This window comes from Sagittula salina (assembly GCF_017813235.1).
GTDB lineage: Bacteria > Pseudomonadota > Alphaproteobacteria > Rhodobacterales > Rhodobacteraceae > Sagittula > Sagittula salina.
Genome location: NZ_JAGISH010000015.1, coordinates 1 through 15,493 on the forward strand (window position 1 = coordinate 1; position 15,493 = coordinate 15,493).

The following is a 15,493-nucleotide window of genomic DNA, read 5'->3' on the forward strand; positions in this document are numbered from 1 at the left end:
AGAAACCCGCCGGATCCGCGATCGACGCCGAATACAGCGCGTCATACTGCGCCGCGTCCACGTGCGCGGTGTTTACCATCTCCTCGGACGGCGCGTAGGTCTTGCTCATGGGTTCTCCTCCAGAAAAACTTGGGGCCAAGGAACGTGCCCTGGCCCCGGAAGACAAGTGGTTCTTTGGTCCCGTGGGCCGTGGGACGCGGTCAGATCGCCAGATATTCTGCCCGAAGGCTTTCATTTTCAAGCACTTCCGCCGCCGAGCCGTCAAAGACGATAGAGCCGGTGTCGAGGATCACGGCCCGGTCGGCCAGTTGCAGCGCACGAACTGCGTTCTGCTCGACGATGACGGTGGTCATGCCCTGTTCCTTGATGTGGCGCAGGGTCTTCTCGATCTCGTCGACGATGACGGGGGCGAGGCCCTCATAGGGTTCGTCCAGAAGCAGCACCTTGATATCCCGCGCCAACGCCCGTGCGATGGCCAGCATTTGTTGTTCGCCCCCCGAAAGCGTCACGCCCTCCTGGCTGCGGCGCTCGCCCAGACGGGGGAAAAGCTCGTAGAGCCGGTCGATGGACCAGCCAATGGGCGGAGCGATCTGCGCCAGTTGCAGGTTCTCCTCCACCGTCAGGCCGGGGATGATGCGGCGATCTTCGGGCACGAGGCCAAGACCGGCCACCGCTGCCTGATGCGACCGCATCAGATGCAACGGTTGGTGATCGAGCCAGATCTCACCCTTGTTCACCTGCGGGTCGTCGAGCCGCGCGATGGAACGCAGGGTCGTGGTCTTGCCCGCGCCATTGCGGCCCAGGAGCGCGAGGATCTCGCCCTCGTGCACGTTGAAGGAGATGCCCTGCACGATGTAGCTCTCGCCGTAGTAGGAATGCATATCCCAGACGGAGAGAAAGGCGGGGGCGGTTTCTGCCTGGTTGGCGTGTTTGGAGAAATCCGGGCGAACGTTCATGTCGGTGTCCTTTCGGAGGCGGTCGGGATGACCCCCGACCTAAGGTATGTCGCAACAGGGTGCAGGGCAGGGATTCCCCGCCCCGCGTCAGGCGTGCGCGGTTTCGCCGAGGTAGGCTTCCTTCACCTTCGGGTGGCCCTTGATGCGCTCCGGCACATCCTCGACCAGCGGGGTGCCCTGCGCCAGCACGGTAATACGGTCCGCGAGGCTGAAAACCACGTGCATGTCATGCTCGATGATGGCGATGGTGATGTCGCGCGAATCCTTGATCTGGCGAAGCAGGTCGATGGTGTTGTTGGTATCGGCCCGCGCCATGCCGGCGGTGGGCTCGTCCAGCAGCAACAGCTTCGGTTCCTGGATCAGGCACATGGCCATTTCCAGCCGCCGCTTGTCACCGCGCGACATCGAGGCCGCGTGCATGTGCCTTTTGTCGGCCATGTTCACGTCCTCGAGCATCTGCAGCGCCCTGCTCACCAGTTCCTTTTCGGAGGCCACCGATTCGTAGGCATGCATCCGGTAGGCCCCGTCGCGGCGGGCAAAGAGCGGGATCATCATGTTTTCGAAGACCGAGAGATCCCCGAAGATTTCCGGCGTCTGGAAAACGCGGGAAATGCCCATCTGGTTGATCTCGTGCGGGCTGCGTCCCAGCACCGACTGGCCGTCGAACATGACGGAGCCGGTGTCCGGGATCAGCTTGCCCACGAGGCAGTTCAGCAGCGTGGACTTGCCCGCGCCATTGGGGCCGATGATGGCGTGGCAGGTGTTCTGTGCCACGCTCAGGTTCACATCGGAGAGCGCCTTCAGCCCGCCGAAGCGTTTGGACACGTCCTTGACTTCAAGAATACCCATCTGTCGCGCTCCTTATTCCGCAGGCTTCGTGGCGGCGGACTCGTCGTCCTTGGCCGCCTTGGTGCGGTTGAAAAGCCGCCCGATCCTCTGACCGCCTTCGACGAGGCCGCCCGGCAGGAAGGTCACAACCAGCATGAAGATCACGCCCAGCGTCAGGTGCCAGCCCGCGCCGACGAAGTGTTCCAGCACCCAGACGAGACCGTTTTCCATCGGGTCGGGCAGGACATCGAACCAGCTGTGCAGGGTGGCTTCGTTGATCTTGGAGAAAATGTTCTCGAAATACTTGATCATGCCTGCGCCCAGTACCGGACCGATCAGCGTGCCGGCGCCGCCAAGGATCGTCATCAGCACCACCTCGCCGGAGGCGGTCCACTGCATCCGCTCCGCGCCTGCCAGCGGGTCCATGCAGGCCAGCAGTCCACCGGCGAGCCCCGCGTACATGCCGGAGATTACGAAGGCCGCCAGCGTGTAGGGCTTTGGGTTCAGGCCGGTGTAGTTCATCCGCGTCTGGTTCGACTTGATCGCGCGCAGCATCATGCCAAAGGGCGAGCGGAAAATGCGGATCGACAGATAGAAGGCCACCAGCATCACCAGCGCGCACAGGTAGTAACCGACCGAGAATGTGAAGGACCATGGCCCGATCACGAGGTCGGTGGCAGCCCGCATTTCCAGCCCGAAGATGTTCGTCACCGGTATGGAGCCGTCGGCGGTGGCGGACATGCCGAGGATACGAGGATCGTCCAGCGTGATCTGCAGGCCTGTTTCGCCGTTGGTGATCGGCGTCAACACCGAGTAGGCCAGCGCGAAGGACATCTGCGCGAAAGCCAGCGTCAGGATGGAGAAGTAGATCCCCGTACGCCGCAGCGAGATGAAGCCGATGAGCCAGGAGAACGCGCCCGCGATGATGACCGACAGGACGAGCGCGGGCAGGACATTCATTGACAGAAGCTTGAACATCCACACGGCGGAGTAGGAGCCGACGCCCAGAAAGGCCGCGTGGCCGAAGCTGAGGTAGCCGGTCAGGCCAAACAGGATGTTGAAGCCGATGGCGAAGATTCCGTAGATCACGAAACGCTGCATCAGGTCCGGGTAGCCCGCGTTGAACTGTGCCAGTGCGCTGTCCGTCGGGAAGGGATTCAGGATGAACGGTGCCAGCATCGTCAGGAGGGCGACGATGATGAGCAGGTTCAGGTCTTTCTTTTCGAGTCCGAACATGGGGTTACTCCATCACGCCCTTGCGACCCATCAGGCCGCGGGGGCGGACCAGAAGGATGACGATGGCGACGAGGTAGATGATGATCTGGTTGATGCCGGGGATCAGGGTGATGATCTCGCGCATGGAGGCGAAACTTTCTAGGATGCCGAGCAGGAACCCCGCCAGCACCGCGCCGGGAAGCGAGCCCATGCCGCCGACGACGACCACGACAAAGCTGAGCACGAGGAAGTCCATCCCCATGTGGTAGTTGGGCGCATTGATCGGCCCGTACATCACGCCAGCAAGCCCCGCCACCGAAGCGGCTATACCGAACATAAGGGTGAAGCGGCGGTCGATGTCGATGCCCAGAAGCCCCACCGTTTCGCGGTCTGCCATGCCGGCGCGGACCACCATGCCGAAGGTGGTGAACTGCAAGAAGGCGAAGACGCCACCGATAATGGCCAGCGAGAAGCAGAAGTAGACCACGCGCCAGGCCGGGTAGACCACGCCGGGCAGGATCTGCATGACGCCGGAGAGGGCGTCGGGGGCAGGGGTCTGGATCGGGTTCGCGCCGTAGTAGTGCTTCACCAGTTCCTGCAGCACGATGGCAAGGCCGAAGGTCACGAGGATCTGGTCGGCATGCGGGCGCTTGTAGAAATGCTTGATGAGGCCGCGTTCCATCACGTAGCCGATGGCCAGCATGATCGGGATGGCGAAGAGGATCGCCAGCGGCACCGACCAGTCGATGATGGTATTGCCCGCGTCGGCCCCGAACCACTCGACGATGTAGGGCGTCTTGATCTTTGACGGGTTGCCGAGGAAGTCGAGTTTCGTCGGGTCTAAGGTCTCATGCGAGAGTGTCAGCAGGCGTTGCAGCGTGACGGAGCAGAAGGCGCCGATCATGAAAAGCGCGCCATGCGCAAAGTTCACCACGCCCAGCGTGCCGAAGATCAGCGTCAGGCCGAGCGCGATCAGCGCATAAGCCGAGCCCTTGTCGAGCCCGTTGAATATTTGAAGCAGGATTGCGTCCATTGCCCCCACCTGTGGGTTGAGTGTGGCGAAGCCCTCCGTCGCAGGCGACGGGGGCGGGAGAAGTCGGTGACAAAGTCGAAGGTCGCGCACGGGCAGGACGCCCGCGAAGGTCGGGGGCGCGTTTCCACGCCCCCACCATGATCACGCGCCCGGGTTGCAGGTGCCCAGGTTTCCGCCAGCGAACATCGGGTGATCGGCCGGATAGGTGACCTGCGCCGCCGGGGTAACTTCGACGACCTCGAGAAGGTCGAACTCCGAAGTCGGGTTCTCCTTGCCCTTCACGACCAGCACGTCCTTGAAGCACTGGTGATCCTCGGCGCGGTAAAGCGTCGGGCCGTTGCCCATCCCGTCGAACTCGAAGCCCTCGAGTGCCGCGACCACGTCGCAGGGGTTGAAGGACTTTGCGCGGGTGACCGCGTCGGCATAGAGCAGCGTCTGCACGTAGCAAGTGTGGGCCGCCTGCGACGGCGGGAAGCCGTACTTCGTACCGAAGGATTTGACAAAGGCCTTGGAGCCCTCGTCCTGCAGCGACCAGTGCCAGTTGGTCGACCCGACGATGCCCTTGATGTTCTCGCCCGCGCCGCGTGCCATGAGGCGCGAGAAGAGCGGAACGACAATCTCGAAGTTCTTGCCGTTCACCTGCTTGTTGCGCAGGCCGAACTGAACCGCGTTCGTCAGCGAGTTCACCATGTTCCCGCCGTAGTGGTTCAGAACCAGCACGTCGGCACCGGAATCCAGAACCGGGGCGATGTAGGACGAGAAGTCGGTCTGAGCCAGCGGCGTCAGCACGTTGTTGACGGTCTCCCAGCCCATAGCCTCGGTTGCGGCTGCGATGGATTCCTGCTGCGTCCAGCCCCAGGTGTAGTCGGCCGTCAGGTGGTAGGCCTTGCGGTCGTCGCCGTAGAGGTTCTTCAGCACCGGCGCGAGCGCTGCAGCCGACATGTAGGCGTTGAAGAAGTGACGGAAACCGTTCGCCTTCTTGTCCTTGCCCGTGGTGTCGTTGGAGTGGGTAAGACCCGCCATGAAGATGACGCCCGCCTCCTGGCAGAGGCCCTGCACGGCGACCGCAACACCGGACGACGAACCGCCGGTGATCATGATGGCGCCGTCCTTCTGGATCATCGACTGCGCCGAGGCCCGCGCGGCGTCGGACTTGGTCTGGGTGTCGCCGGTCACGTATTCGACCTTCTTGCCCAGGATGCCGGTACCGTCGAGCACCTTGGAGGAGAAAGTGTTCAGCATGCCGCCGTCACCGCCCCCGTTGAGGTGTTCGACCGCCAGTTCGTAGGCACGCAGTTCGTCCGCGCCCTCGTCGGCGTAGGGGCCGGACTGCGGCACGTTGAAGCCGAGCGTCACGGTGTTGCCGGTGGGTTCGTTGGTGAAAGCGCCCGCAGAAGACGCGGTAAAGATGGTCGGCAGCGCAACACCTGCGCCAATGCCGGCACCGCTCTTGAGCACGCCGCGGCGGGTGAGGTTGTTCTTGGACATACATATCCTCCCAATGTTGTCTGAAAGGCGTCGCCCTGGCTCCTCAACAAGGGGACGCGCGCACCATTGTGCAAACATACTATGGTTCAGGGTTGGAAAATTGCGCAACAACCGGCTTTTAAACAATGGTTTTTTTGTCAAGTTTTGCAAAGTACACTGTGATAGACTGTAAAGACGTTTATGTCGCGGTGCAGAAAGCCGTTGATATAGCAGGGGAATGGGGGAAGTCGGGGAATGCCACGGGACACATTGACAGGCTCGCGCATCCGCGAAAGGCGCATCGCGCAGGAGATGAAGCAGGCCGACCTTGCCCGCGCGGCCGGAATTTCCGCGTCCTACCTCAACCTGATCGAACACAACAAGCGCAGAATCGGCGGGAAGTTGCTGCTCGATCTCGCGGAGGCGCTGGGGGTCGAACCCACGCATCTGAGCGAAGGTGCGGGCGCGGCCCTGATCGCGGGGCTGAGAGAGGCGGCCTCCGACCTTCCCGAGAGCGGCGCGGAACTGGACCGCACCGACGAATTCGCCGGGCGCTTCCCCGGCTGGGCGGCCGTACTGGTCGCGACGCGGGCGCGGGTAACCCAGCTGGAACGATCGGTTGAGGTGCTGTCAGACCGTATGACCCACGACCCGAACCTGGCGGCCTCTCTCCATGAAATGCTGTCGACCGTAACGGCGATCCGCTCGGCCGCCTCCATCCTTGCGGAGCCGGGAGAGATCGACCCCGACTGGCAGGCGCGTTTTCACCGCAACATCTACGAGGATTCGGCGCGGTTGGCAGAGACCGCGCGCGGGTTGGTCACCTATCTCGAAGCCGACAACGCGCAGGCCACAGAGACAGGCACCCCGCAGGAGGAGATGGACAGCGCGCTGGAGAAGGCGGCTCACCACGTACCTGAACTGGAGACCGAACTTCAGGCGGGGGAGGCGGTCAGCGCCGCCCTGGCTCGGTTGGGGCGGGGGCTTTCTTCGTCGGCGCGCGCGCTCTTGCGCGGCTGGCTGGAGCGCTATGCGCAAGATGCGGCGGCCCTTCCCATGGCCGTCCTCCGCGAAGCCCTCGGGCGCGCCGGACCCGACCCGCTGGCTCTGTCGGGGCTCACCGGAGCGGAACCGGTACGCGTCATGCGCCGCCTCGCCGCCATGCCACCCGAGGTGCTGCCCGACCCGGTGGGGCTGGCAATTTGCGATGGTTCGGGGGTGCTGTCCTATCGCAAGCCGCTGCCGGATTTTCCCATGCCGCGTTTTGGCGCGGCCTGCCCCCTTTGGCCGCTGTACAAGGCTTTGAACCGGCCGCATGTCTATCTCGCGGGCGATCTGGTGCAGTTGGGACGGTCCGGCACCGCGATCCGGGCAGAGGCACAGGCCCTCCCGGTGGGTCCTTTGGTCGCGAATGCGGAACCGCTGTACGAAGCGCATATGCTGGTGCGCCCGGCGCCCGGCCACGGGGCGGACAAGGCCCCGCAGGAGGTCGGCCTGACCTGCAGGGTCTGCCCCCGCGATGCTTGTCCCGGCAGGCGGGAACCGTCGATCCTGTCATCGCGCTGAGGGGGGCGCGCTCCGCGCCGCCGCGAAAGATTGTTGCCGAGGCGTCAAAGGCGTTTTGACACCACCTCTGCAAAGGTCCTACACTCGGCTGGCTTGCGGGGGGAGGAGACCCTGTAATCAGGGGCCGGCAGGTGAGGGGGAGCACATGACGGGACAGGTTCTTCTGATCGAGGACGAACCCAATATCATCGAGGCGATCAAGTTCATCCTGTCGCGCGAAGGCTGGCAGGTGTTTTCGCATTCCAACGGAGATACGGCGGTGCAGACTGTGCGTGAACGCGCACCGGATGTGGTGATCCTTGACGCGATGCTGCCGGGGCGTTCGGGTTACGACATCCTGCGGGAATTGCGCGAAAGCACGGAAACGGCGGCGCTGCCGATCCTGATGCTGACCGCGCGCGGACAGACCAAGGACCGGGAGATGGCCGAACGCGCGGGCGCCAGCCGTTTCATGACGAAGCCTTTCTCGAACGCCGAGGTGCTGGACGCGGTACGCGCCCTCAAGGGCGCATGACCGCGCCCGGACAGGACACGGAAGCGGCGCTCGCCGGGCGTCCCTCGCGGCGCGCGCGCCCGGTCCCACTCCTACCCGAAGAGCAGGACCGCCAGGGTTTCCGCCGCCGCAGGCTGGTGGATGCGGCCTGCGCTATGCCGTTTTTCGGGATGCTCCTGTGGTGGCTGCCGCTGCTCTGGCGTGGCACGGATGCGGGCGGCGAGGGCATCACGACGGCGCAGGCACTGATCTATATCTTTGCCGTCTGGCTGGCGCTGCCGCTGGCGACGGGGCTTCTGATCCGGGCGATCCGCCGCGCCTCCGCTCCCGATCGGCCCGAGGTGCGGCCGTGAATACGCTCAACGCGCTCGCGGCGATCTCGCTGGGGTACGTAGCGCTGCTCTTCGCAGTGGCCTTCTTTGCCGAGCGTGCCGCGCAGCGCGGCCGGGTGAAATGGCTGCGCGCCCCGCTGGTCTACACGCTGTCGCTGTCGATCTACTGCACCGGCTGGACGTTTTACGGCGCAGTGGGCAGCGCGGCGCGCTCGGGCGTCGAATACCTGACGATCTACCTCGGGCCCTCGCTGGTCATGATCGGCTGGTGGTGGATCCTGCGCCGCCTCGTCAGGATCGGGCGGGCGCAGAGGATCACTTCCGTGGCGGATCTGATTTCTTCCCGGTATGGGAAGTCGAACCTGCTGGGAGTCGCGGTCACAATCCTCGCGGTGGTCGGGACCACACCCTATATTGCGTTGCAACTGCAGTCGGTGACGCTCTCGGTGGACGTCTTCGCCAATATCGACTCCGAAGGCGCGGGGGCGAGCAGTACCGCATTCTGGGTGGCGGTTGGACTGGCGGTCTTTACCGTGATCTTCGGGACCCGCACGCTGGACTCGAACGAGCGTCACCATGGCGTGGTCATGGCCATTGCGCTTGAGGCGGTGGTGAAACTCGCCGCGCTGTTGGCGGTGGGCGGTTTCGTCGTCTGGGGACTGGCGGGCGGCGTGATGGAGGTGCTGGCCCGCATCGACGCCTCCCCCATGGCGCGCTGGCAGGTGGATGCCGGACGGTGGACCGGGCTGATGTTGCTGTCGGCGGCGGCCTTTCTCTGCCTCCCGCGCATGTTCCAGGTGCTGGTGGTGGAGAACGACAACGACCGGCAGCTACGCATGGCTGCATGGGCCTTTCCGCTGTACCTGATGCTCATGAGCCTTTTTGTCGTGCCGATCGCTGTGGTCGGCATGGACCTGCTGCCCGAAGGCGCGAACCCCGATCTGTTCGTGCTGACCCTGCCGCTGAGCCAAGGCCGCGAGGGGCTGGCGCTGCTGACGTTCCTCGGTGGATTTTCGTCGGCCACCTCCATGGTGATCGTCGCGGCCATCGCGCTGTCGACCATGGTGTCGAACCATATTGTCATGCCGATCTGGTTGGAACTGCGGCGCGGCGCGGCGTCGGTGTCGGGCGATGTGCGGCAGGTCGTGCTGCTGTCGCGGCGGCTGTCGATTGGCGGCGTTCTGCTGCTGGGCTATCTGTATTACGCGCTATCGGGCGGCGGCGCTGCGCTCGCGGCCATCGGTTTCGTCGCCTTCACCGGCGTGGCCCAGGTGCTGCCGGTGATGCTGGGCGGCATTTTCTGGCGCGGCGCGACACGGGCGGGGGCGTTGGCAGGGCTGACCTTCGGTTTCGTCACATGGCTTTACACGCTTTATATCCCCTCGCTCGGCGGCGGCGCCCTTTTCCCCGAGGTCTGGTTCACACATGGACCGCTGGGCATCGGCTGGCTGCGGCCGGAGGCCCTGTTCGGCGTAACCCGGCTGGACCCTCTGCTGCACGCGGTGTTCTGGTCGCTGACACTGAACACAGTGGGTTTCCTGGCTGTGTCGATGTTCACCTTCCCCTCGCCGCTGGAGCGGTTGCAGGCTGTGCAGTTTACTACCGTTCAGGGGGCGCCGGGAGGGGCACGGTCGTGGCTGCCGGGGGCGGCCCAGACCGAGGACCTGATGATCATGGCGCAGCGAATCCTCGGCGCGCGCGATGCGCAGGCGCTGTTCCGCCGCGAGGCGGAGCGGCAGGGCGGGGAGGATATGATCCCGACGCCGACGCCGGAGTTCCTGCAACGGCTTGAACGGGAGCTTGCAGGTTCCGTCGGGGCGGCAACGGCTCATGCCATGGTCGGGCAAATTGTGGGCGGGCTGACCGTCTCGGTCGAGGATCTGATGGCAGTGGCCGACGAGTCTGCGCAGATGATGGAGTATTCCGCCCGTCTCGAGACGCAATCGCGCGAACTGACTCGCACCGCAGCCGAACTGCGCGCCGCCAACGAAAAGCTCACCCGGCTTTCGGTGCAGAAGGATGCCTTTCTCAGCCAGATCAGTCACGAGTTGCGCACGCCGATGACTTCGATTCGCGCGTTTTCGGAAATCCTTCGCGACACCGACGGGTTGGCGAAGACAGACCGCAACCGCTACGCCTCGATCATCCATGACGAGGCGATCCGCCTGACACGGCTGCTGGACGATCTGCTGGATCTGTCAGTGCTGGAAAGCGGGCAGGTGAGCCTGAACCTCGCGCGCGGAAAACTGTCGGATGTGATAGACCGCGCGGTGGCCGCAGCGCTGGCGGAAGACGGCGACCGTCTGCGCATCCGGCGGCGCAGCCTGAACGAACAGATCTGGCTGCATACCGACCTTGAGCGGCTGAGCCAAGTCTTCATCAACCTGATCGCGAACGCGCGAAAATACTGTGACGCGGCGGAGCCGGAACTGGAAATTCGCGTCCTGACGCAGCGCGACCAGATGCTGATCGACTTCATCGACAATGGGTCCGGCGTCGCGGCAGAGGCGCGGGACGTGATCTTTGAAAAGTTCGCCCGCGTGTCGAGCGACCAGAAGGCTGGCGGCGCCGGGCTGGGTTTGGCGATCTGTCGGCAGATCGTTACCCGGCTGGGCGGCGACATCTCTTACGTGGGCGAACACGGCGGCGCGGCTTTCCGTGTGGTGCTGCCCATCCGGCAGGAAATGGCGGCCCAATAGCGGCCGAGAAGCGGCGGGGCGGCCGTCTTTTGGTGGGGGTTTTCCCCAGCTTTTCGGGTAAGGATTTTACTAAAAGGCGTCTCGTTAAAGCGCTTGGTAACCAAATCCGCCGATAAGGAAAGCCGGAGGCAGTTGGATATGGGCGTGAATCTGCATGGCTGACGGGGCACGAGACGACGTATTGGGCCAAAAGGCGCAAGCGGCTCAGCGTGCCTACGAGGCACGCGGGATGTCGCCTGCGAAGGCGCTCAGGCGGAGTCTGTCCAAGACGGCGGACCTGCTTTGGGGATTGGCGCTGGTCACGCAGAATGTCAGCTCCGAAGGGCTCGACCAGGATGGTGTGGTCGAGGGACTGGTGCCCAGCGACCTCCTGATCCTGCTCGACGGACCCGAGGGCGAAGTGGGGCTGGCCTCCGTCGACCGGCAGGTTTTGACCGGCGTTATCGAGGTTCAGACCATTCTGCAGGTCACCCAGATGCCGGTAGAGGAAGACCGCCCTCTGACCCAGACCGACGCCGCCATGGTTGCGCCCCTGCTGGATGGCGCACTCACCCGCATGGCCGCCGCGCTTGCGGACAGTCCGGTGGGGCAGATGCTTGAGGGCTATCGTTTCGGTGCCATGCTGGAGGATGCCCGCTCCGCCAGCCTGCTGCTGGACGCTGCCTCTTACCGCGTGTTCCGCGCCGATGTTGACCTCGCGCTGGGTCGACGGAAGGGGCGGCTGTCCTTCATCCTTCCGGAGAAAAAACCGAACCGCGGGCCTTCGGTCGCCTCCGGGGAGGGGGCGCCGGGTCCTCATGCGGAAGTGCTGGGCCGCGTGTCAGCGCGGCTTGACGCCGTACTTTCGCGCATCCGACTGCCGTTGTCGAAGGCGCAGGCGCTGAAGCCCGGCGACACGCTGCGCCTGTCTGCAGACGCACTCGACCGGGTGGAGATCCACGCCGGGGCGGGGCGGCTGGTAGCGAAGGGACGCATGGGGCAGATGAATGGTTACCGTGCGGTGCGGCTGACATGGCCGGTTCTGGGACCGCTGGGCATATCCGCCCCACCACCTGCTGCGGCGGAGGGAGGCGGCGAGGATTTTGGCGGGGGCTTTGGGGGCGATGCGCCGGCCCTGCCCGGCGGGGGCATGGAGGAGGATTTCCCCGCTGCAGGCGACGGCATGGCTGAGGACTTCCCCGACCTCGACTTCGGCACTGAAGGCGGCGATTTTGGCGGGGACTTCAACGCTGAGGCAGGGGATTTCAGCGCGGAAGCCGGCGATTTTGACGCGGGCTCCTTCAACACGGACGACGCCCCGGCTGAGGATTTTGAAATGGATTTCGGCAACGCGCCGATGGAGATCGATTTCAAGGACTAGAATTTGGGACCGAGTTTACGGAGGCAACCGGGGGGCTAGTGGAGCGCGCGCCTGCGGAGGGAGTGCTCCCTGTGCAAAGTCGCTGTGGCGATCAATCCGGGAGCTATTTGCCAGGGAAAGGTCGCGATTGGCAGGGCTGTGCCTGCGACCGGTTACCATCCTTGGGCAGGGAATTCCGTGAGTAGCGATGTGGGCACAGCCCCTGCCGACCAGCGCGGGGTCGGTATATTGGTGGTGCGGACGCGGTACCCCGACGTGGGCACGCGGAGATACGCGTGAAACCTGAGGAGAACGGCCGAGCGTCGGCGCCCCTCGAATAAATCCAGAGGACCCGGCGGCCTCGGCCCGAGAAGCTGACCAGACGGATCGGGGCTGGAGAGAAAAGGACGGCAGCCGGGGATGATCGGCTACCGTCCTTGCGCCTCAAGAGGCGGCGAGTGCTTCCAGCGTAGGGCGCAGGCCGGAGAGGTCGTAGCCCGCTTCGCGTGCTGTCTCCAAAACGACGTCGGCACCCTTGGTGGAGGCCTGTCCCAGCGCCCAGACGACCGTGCTGCGGGTGCCGGAGGCGCAGTAGGCCAGGACCGGTCCGCCCGCGCCCTCGATCAGTTCCTGCTGCTTGAGGATATTCTCGGCGGTCATGGTCTGGTGGGTGAGCGGCAGCACGGCAAAGCGCAGCCCCTCCGACTCGATGGCGCGTCGCATGGCTTCGGATTGCAGCTCGGGCGGGTTTTCCTCGTCCGGGCGGTTGCAGATCACGAGGGTATAGCCAGCCTCGCGCGCGGCCGCCGCGTCCTCCGGAGAGATCTGCGGCGACACGTGATAGGTGGGGGTGATGATACGGGGTGTCATGATCAATGGCTTATTCCGCAGGAACCGCCCTGTCCAGCCGGGCCCGCACGAAGGGTGCGATGGCCATGCCCGTCACCATGGCGGCGACAAAGACGTAAAGTCCCGGGCCACCGTAGGACAACGCGGCGATGGACGGACCCGGGCAGAGCCCGGCCAGACCCCAGCCGATGCCGAAAAGGACGGAGCCGACGATCAGCTTCGTGTCGATTTCCTTCGAAGGCGCGGGCGGCAGCGGCTCGCCGGTCAGCGCGGTAACGCGCTTCGAGCGCATCCACCATGCCAGTGCCATCGGGATCATGGCGCCACCCATGACGAAGGCCAGTGTCGGGTCCCAGTCGCCGAAGACATCGAGCCAGCCCTGCACCTTTGCGGTGTCGGTCATGCCGGAGATGAACAGGCCGGAGCCAAACAGCCCCCCGGAAAGCAGTGCGATTGCGTGGCGAAGCATGTCAGATCACCCCCAGGATGTGGCGGAACAGGATTACACCCAGGCCCCCGGCCAGGATGTAGCAGCAGGTGGCGACGATGCCGCGGACCGAAAGGCGCGACATGCCGCAGACGCCGTGCCCGGAGGTGCATCCGTTGGCGATGCGCGTGCCGATGCCCACCAGCAGGCCGGCGGCGATCAACACCCAGTAGTTGTCGGTGATATGCGTGTCCACGTCGCGGTAGAGCGGGTAGAGCACAACCGGCATGACGGCGACACCCAGCAGGAACAGGATGCGTTCCCACTTGGTGTTCAGGCCGGATCCATCGACGAGACCGCCGATGATCCCGCTGGCGCCCATGATCTTTCCGTTTCCAAGCAGGTACACGGCTCCGCCGGTCCCGATCAGCAGGCCGCCGATCAGGCCCCAGATCCAGTCGATTGGCATTCTTGCGTTTCCTTGTTGTCCAGCGTGCCCCGGTTCGCCACGGGGCCTCGCGTTGGTCCCCGCCCCGGTGCAGGAGGCGGGGGATGGAGGGTTATTTGCCCAGCTTGTTGACGGGCACTTTCAGGTAGACATTGCCCTGTGGGTCCGGCGGCGGCATCTGGCCGGCGCGCATGTTCACCTGCAGCGAAGGGATGATGAGCTTCGGCATGGCCAGCGTGGCGTCGCGGCTGTCGCGCATCGATACGAACTCTTCGCGCGATTTGCCCGCGCCGACGTGGATGTTCATCGCTTTCTGTGCGCCCACGGTGGTTTCCCATGCGTAGTCCTCGCGACCCGGCGCCTTGTAGTCGTGGCCCACGAAGATGCGGGTTTCGTCCGGCAGGGCGAGGATCTTTTGCACCGAGTCGAACAGCGTCTCGGAGGAGCCGCCGGGGAAATCGCAGCGCGCGGTGCCGAAGTCCGGCATGAATAGCGTGTCGCCGACAAAGGCCGTGTCGCCAATGACATAAGTCAGGCAGGCGGGCGTGTGGCCGGGCGTGTGCAGGATGTCGGCGCGCATCTGGCCGATGTGGATGGCATCACCCTCGACGAAAAGCTGGTCGAACTGCGAACCGTCGCGCTGGAACTCCGTGCCTTCGTTGAAGACCTTGCCGAATACGTCCTGCACGATGCGGATGCGGTCACCAATTCCGATCTTGCCGCCCAGTTTTTCCTGGATATAGGGCGCGGCCGAAAGGTGGTCGGCGTGTACGTGGGTTTCCAGCAGCCACTGGCATTCGTAACCCTTCTCCTGCACGAAGGCGATGATCGCGTCGGCAGACCGGGTGTCAGTGTGGCCGGAGGCATAGTCGAAGTCCAGCACGCTGTCGATCACGGCACAGGCGGTCCCGTTGGGGTCGCGCACAACGTAGGAAATCGTGTTGGTGGCCTCGTCGAAGAAGGCCGTGACTTCGGGTTTGATCTGGCTGGTGGTGATACTGGTAGACATGGCGGATATCTCCTCATTTCGAGCAAACATATACGCAAAATAGAATGTGTTTCAAGTGGCAAGTTGCGCTTGATTTGCATCAATGCGTCTGCCGCGTGCTCATGGCAGCCTGATGACATGCCAAAGGAGGCCCATCTTCATGTCCCATCATGCGGAAAAACTGAAACTTCTCGGAAGACTGCGCGAACTCGGCGGGCGTCTGGACGACATCGAAGACGCGCTGGAATCCGAGCATTCGCGAGACTGGGAGGAGCAGGCCGTCGAACGCGAGGGTGAAGAAGTGCTCGAACGTCTGGGCGAGGCGGGACAGGCCGAGGTAGCGCGCATCCGAGCCGCTTTGCAGCGGATGGCGGACGGCTCCTACGGGGTATGCGTCCGTTGCGGGGGGCAGATTGTCCCGGCGCGGCTGATGGCTCTGCCGGAGACGGCCCTTTGCGCGGGCTGCGCTTCGGGCGGTTGAAGTCCGAGCGCGTTCAACCAGCGTCGACAGGGCGCGACCGGCAGGAGGAAATGCCATGATCGAAGCACTGAACCAGAGACTGGAAGCCTTATGCCAGGAATTGCGCACGTCGCGGGGCAAGGCCCGGACGGAGGCTCTGGACCATCTCGCGGAGGTGCTGGCGCAACTTGACTTGCACGGCCATCCGGCGCCGGCATGGGCGCGCGAAGCGCTGGCCACGGCGGTGGACGAAAACGTCGAGGACGGGTTCGACAACATGCCGGTCTAGCGGGCCAGTTTGAACGAGCTGCTTCATTGAAACGGGCCGGTGGGCCAGTCTAACACTCCGCCCCGGAAGCGGGCCCCGAAGGTGCGCTCTGTCAAAGGCCAGCG

General features: G+C 64.4%; 16 protein-coding genes. 7 read left to right on the forward strand and 9 right to left on the reverse strand.

The features are described 5' to 3' along the window. Positions 1 to 200: 200 nt before the first annotated feature. The 5 genes from J5474_RS19235 to J5474_RS19255 form a co-directional block, all read right to left on the reverse strand. Complete coding sequence (locus J5474_RS19235; protein WP_209363121.1) at positions 201 to 956, reverse strand: ABC transporter ATP-binding protein; 756 nt, start codon at positions 954 to 956, stop codon at positions 201 to 203. Between the two features lie 87 nt (positions 957 to 1,043). Further along, on the reverse strand, positions 1,044 to 1,805 hold the full coding sequence (locus tag J5474_RS19240; RefSeq protein ID WP_209363122.1) for an ABC transporter ATP-binding protein: 762 nt from the start codon (positions 1,803 to 1,805) through the stop codon (positions 1,044 to 1,046). 12 nt (positions 1,806 to 1,817) lie between these two features. Beyond that, entirely contained in the window at positions 1,818 to 3,020 is a 1,203-nt protein-coding gene (locus tag J5474_RS19245) for a branched-chain amino acid ABC transporter permease (RefSeq protein WP_209363123.1), read from the reverse strand. A 4-nt stretch (positions 3,021 to 3,024) separates the two neighbouring features. Continuing rightward, positions 3,025 to 4,032 (reverse strand): branched-chain amino acid ABC transporter permease, encoded by a 1,008-nt coding sequence (locus J5474_RS19250; protein WP_209363125.1) that lies wholly within the window; start codon positions 4,030 to 4,032, stop codon positions 3,025 to 3,027. A gap of 141 nt (positions 4,033 to 4,173) precedes the next feature. Continuing rightward, positions 4,174 to 5,520 carry a substrate-binding protein gene (locus tag J5474_RS19255; RefSeq protein WP_209363127.1) on the reverse strand — a complete coding sequence of 449 codons (1,347 nt, stop codon included), beginning with the start codon at positions 5,518 to 5,520 and terminating at the stop codon, positions 4,174 to 4,176. A 234-nt stretch (positions 5,521 to 5,754) separates the two neighbouring features. On the opposite strand from J5474_RS19255, the gene J5474_RS19260 reads away from it, so the two are divergent. The 5 genes from J5474_RS19260 to J5474_RS19280 all read left to right on the forward strand — a co-directional run bounded on the left by J5474_RS19260 (position 5,755) and on the right by J5474_RS19280 (position 11,949). Then, a complete protein-coding gene (locus J5474_RS19260; RefSeq protein ID WP_209363129.1) occupies positions 5,755 to 7,065 on the forward strand; it encodes a helix-turn-helix domain-containing protein in 1,311 nt (436 codons plus the stop codon). Between the two features lie 145 nt (positions 7,066 to 7,210). Continuing rightward, positions 7,211 to 7,579 (forward strand): response regulator transcription factor, encoded by a 369-nt coding sequence (locus tag J5474_RS19265; protein ID WP_209363131.1) that lies wholly within the window; start codon positions 7,211 to 7,213, stop codon positions 7,577 to 7,579. After that, a complete protein-coding gene (locus tag J5474_RS19270; protein ID WP_209363133.1) occupies positions 7,576 to 7,911 on the forward strand; it encodes a hypothetical protein in 336 nt (111 codons plus the stop codon). The genes J5474_RS19265 and J5474_RS19270 overlap by 4 nt, the downstream gene beginning before the upstream one ends. Beyond that, positions 7,908 to 10,589, forward strand: a complete 2,682-nt coding sequence (locus tag J5474_RS19275; protein ID WP_209363135.1) for an ATP-binding protein — start codon at positions 7,908 to 7,910, stop codon at positions 10,587 to 10,589. Before J5474_RS19270 ends, J5474_RS19275 begins: the two co-directional genes overlap by 4 nt. Before the next feature lie 154 nt (positions 10,590 to 10,743). Then, entirely contained in the window at positions 10,744 to 11,949 is a 1,206-nt protein-coding gene (locus J5474_RS19280) for a FliM/FliN family flagellar motor switch protein (RefSeq protein WP_245216595.1), read from the forward strand. Positions 11,950 to 12,372: 423 nt separating this feature from the next. Here the strand turns inward: J5474_RS19280 and J5474_RS19285 are convergent, their stop codons facing one another. The 4 genes from J5474_RS19285 to J5474_RS19300 form a co-directional block, all read right to left on the reverse strand. Beyond that, positions 12,373 to 12,798: a protein tyrosine phosphatase family protein gene (locus J5474_RS19285; RefSeq protein WP_209363137.1), complete on the reverse strand. Its 426-nt coding sequence runs from the start codon at positions 12,796 to 12,798 to the stop codon at positions 12,373 to 12,375. 10 nt (positions 12,799 to 12,808) lie between these two features. After that, positions 12,809 to 13,246 carry a DUF6691 family protein gene (locus tag J5474_RS19290; protein ID WP_209363139.1) on the reverse strand — a complete coding sequence of 146 codons (438 nt, stop codon included), beginning with the start codon at positions 13,244 to 13,246 and terminating at the stop codon, positions 12,809 to 12,811. 1 nt (position 13,247) lies between these two features. Further along, positions 13,248 to 13,673: a YeeE/YedE family protein gene (locus J5474_RS19295; protein ID WP_209363140.1), complete on the reverse strand. Its 426-nt coding sequence runs from the start codon at positions 13,671 to 13,673 to the stop codon at positions 13,248 to 13,250. Positions 13,674 to 13,764: 91 nt separating this feature from the next. Then, complete coding sequence (locus tag J5474_RS19300; protein ID WP_209363272.1) at positions 13,765 to 14,634, reverse strand: MBL fold metallo-hydrolase; 870 nt, start codon at positions 14,632 to 14,634, stop codon at positions 13,765 to 13,767. Between the two features lie 166 nt (positions 14,635 to 14,800). Between J5474_RS19300 and J5474_RS19305 the strand changes: the two genes are divergently transcribed. Together J5474_RS19305 and J5474_RS19310 are read left to right on the forward strand one after the other, a co-directional pair. Beyond that, the gene (locus J5474_RS19305; RefSeq protein ID WP_209363141.1) at positions 14,801 to 15,121 is read left to right on the forward strand and encodes a TraR/DksA family transcriptional regulator; all 321 of its coding nucleotides are present in this window, start codon (positions 14,801 to 14,803) and stop codon (positions 15,119 to 15,121) included. Positions 15,122 to 15,176: 55 nt separating this feature from the next. Continuing rightward, a complete protein-coding gene (locus tag J5474_RS19310) occupies positions 15,177 to 15,389 on the forward strand; it encodes a hypothetical protein (protein WP_209363142.1) in 213 nt (70 codons plus the stop codon). Positions 15,390 to 15,493 lie beyond the last annotated feature (104 nt).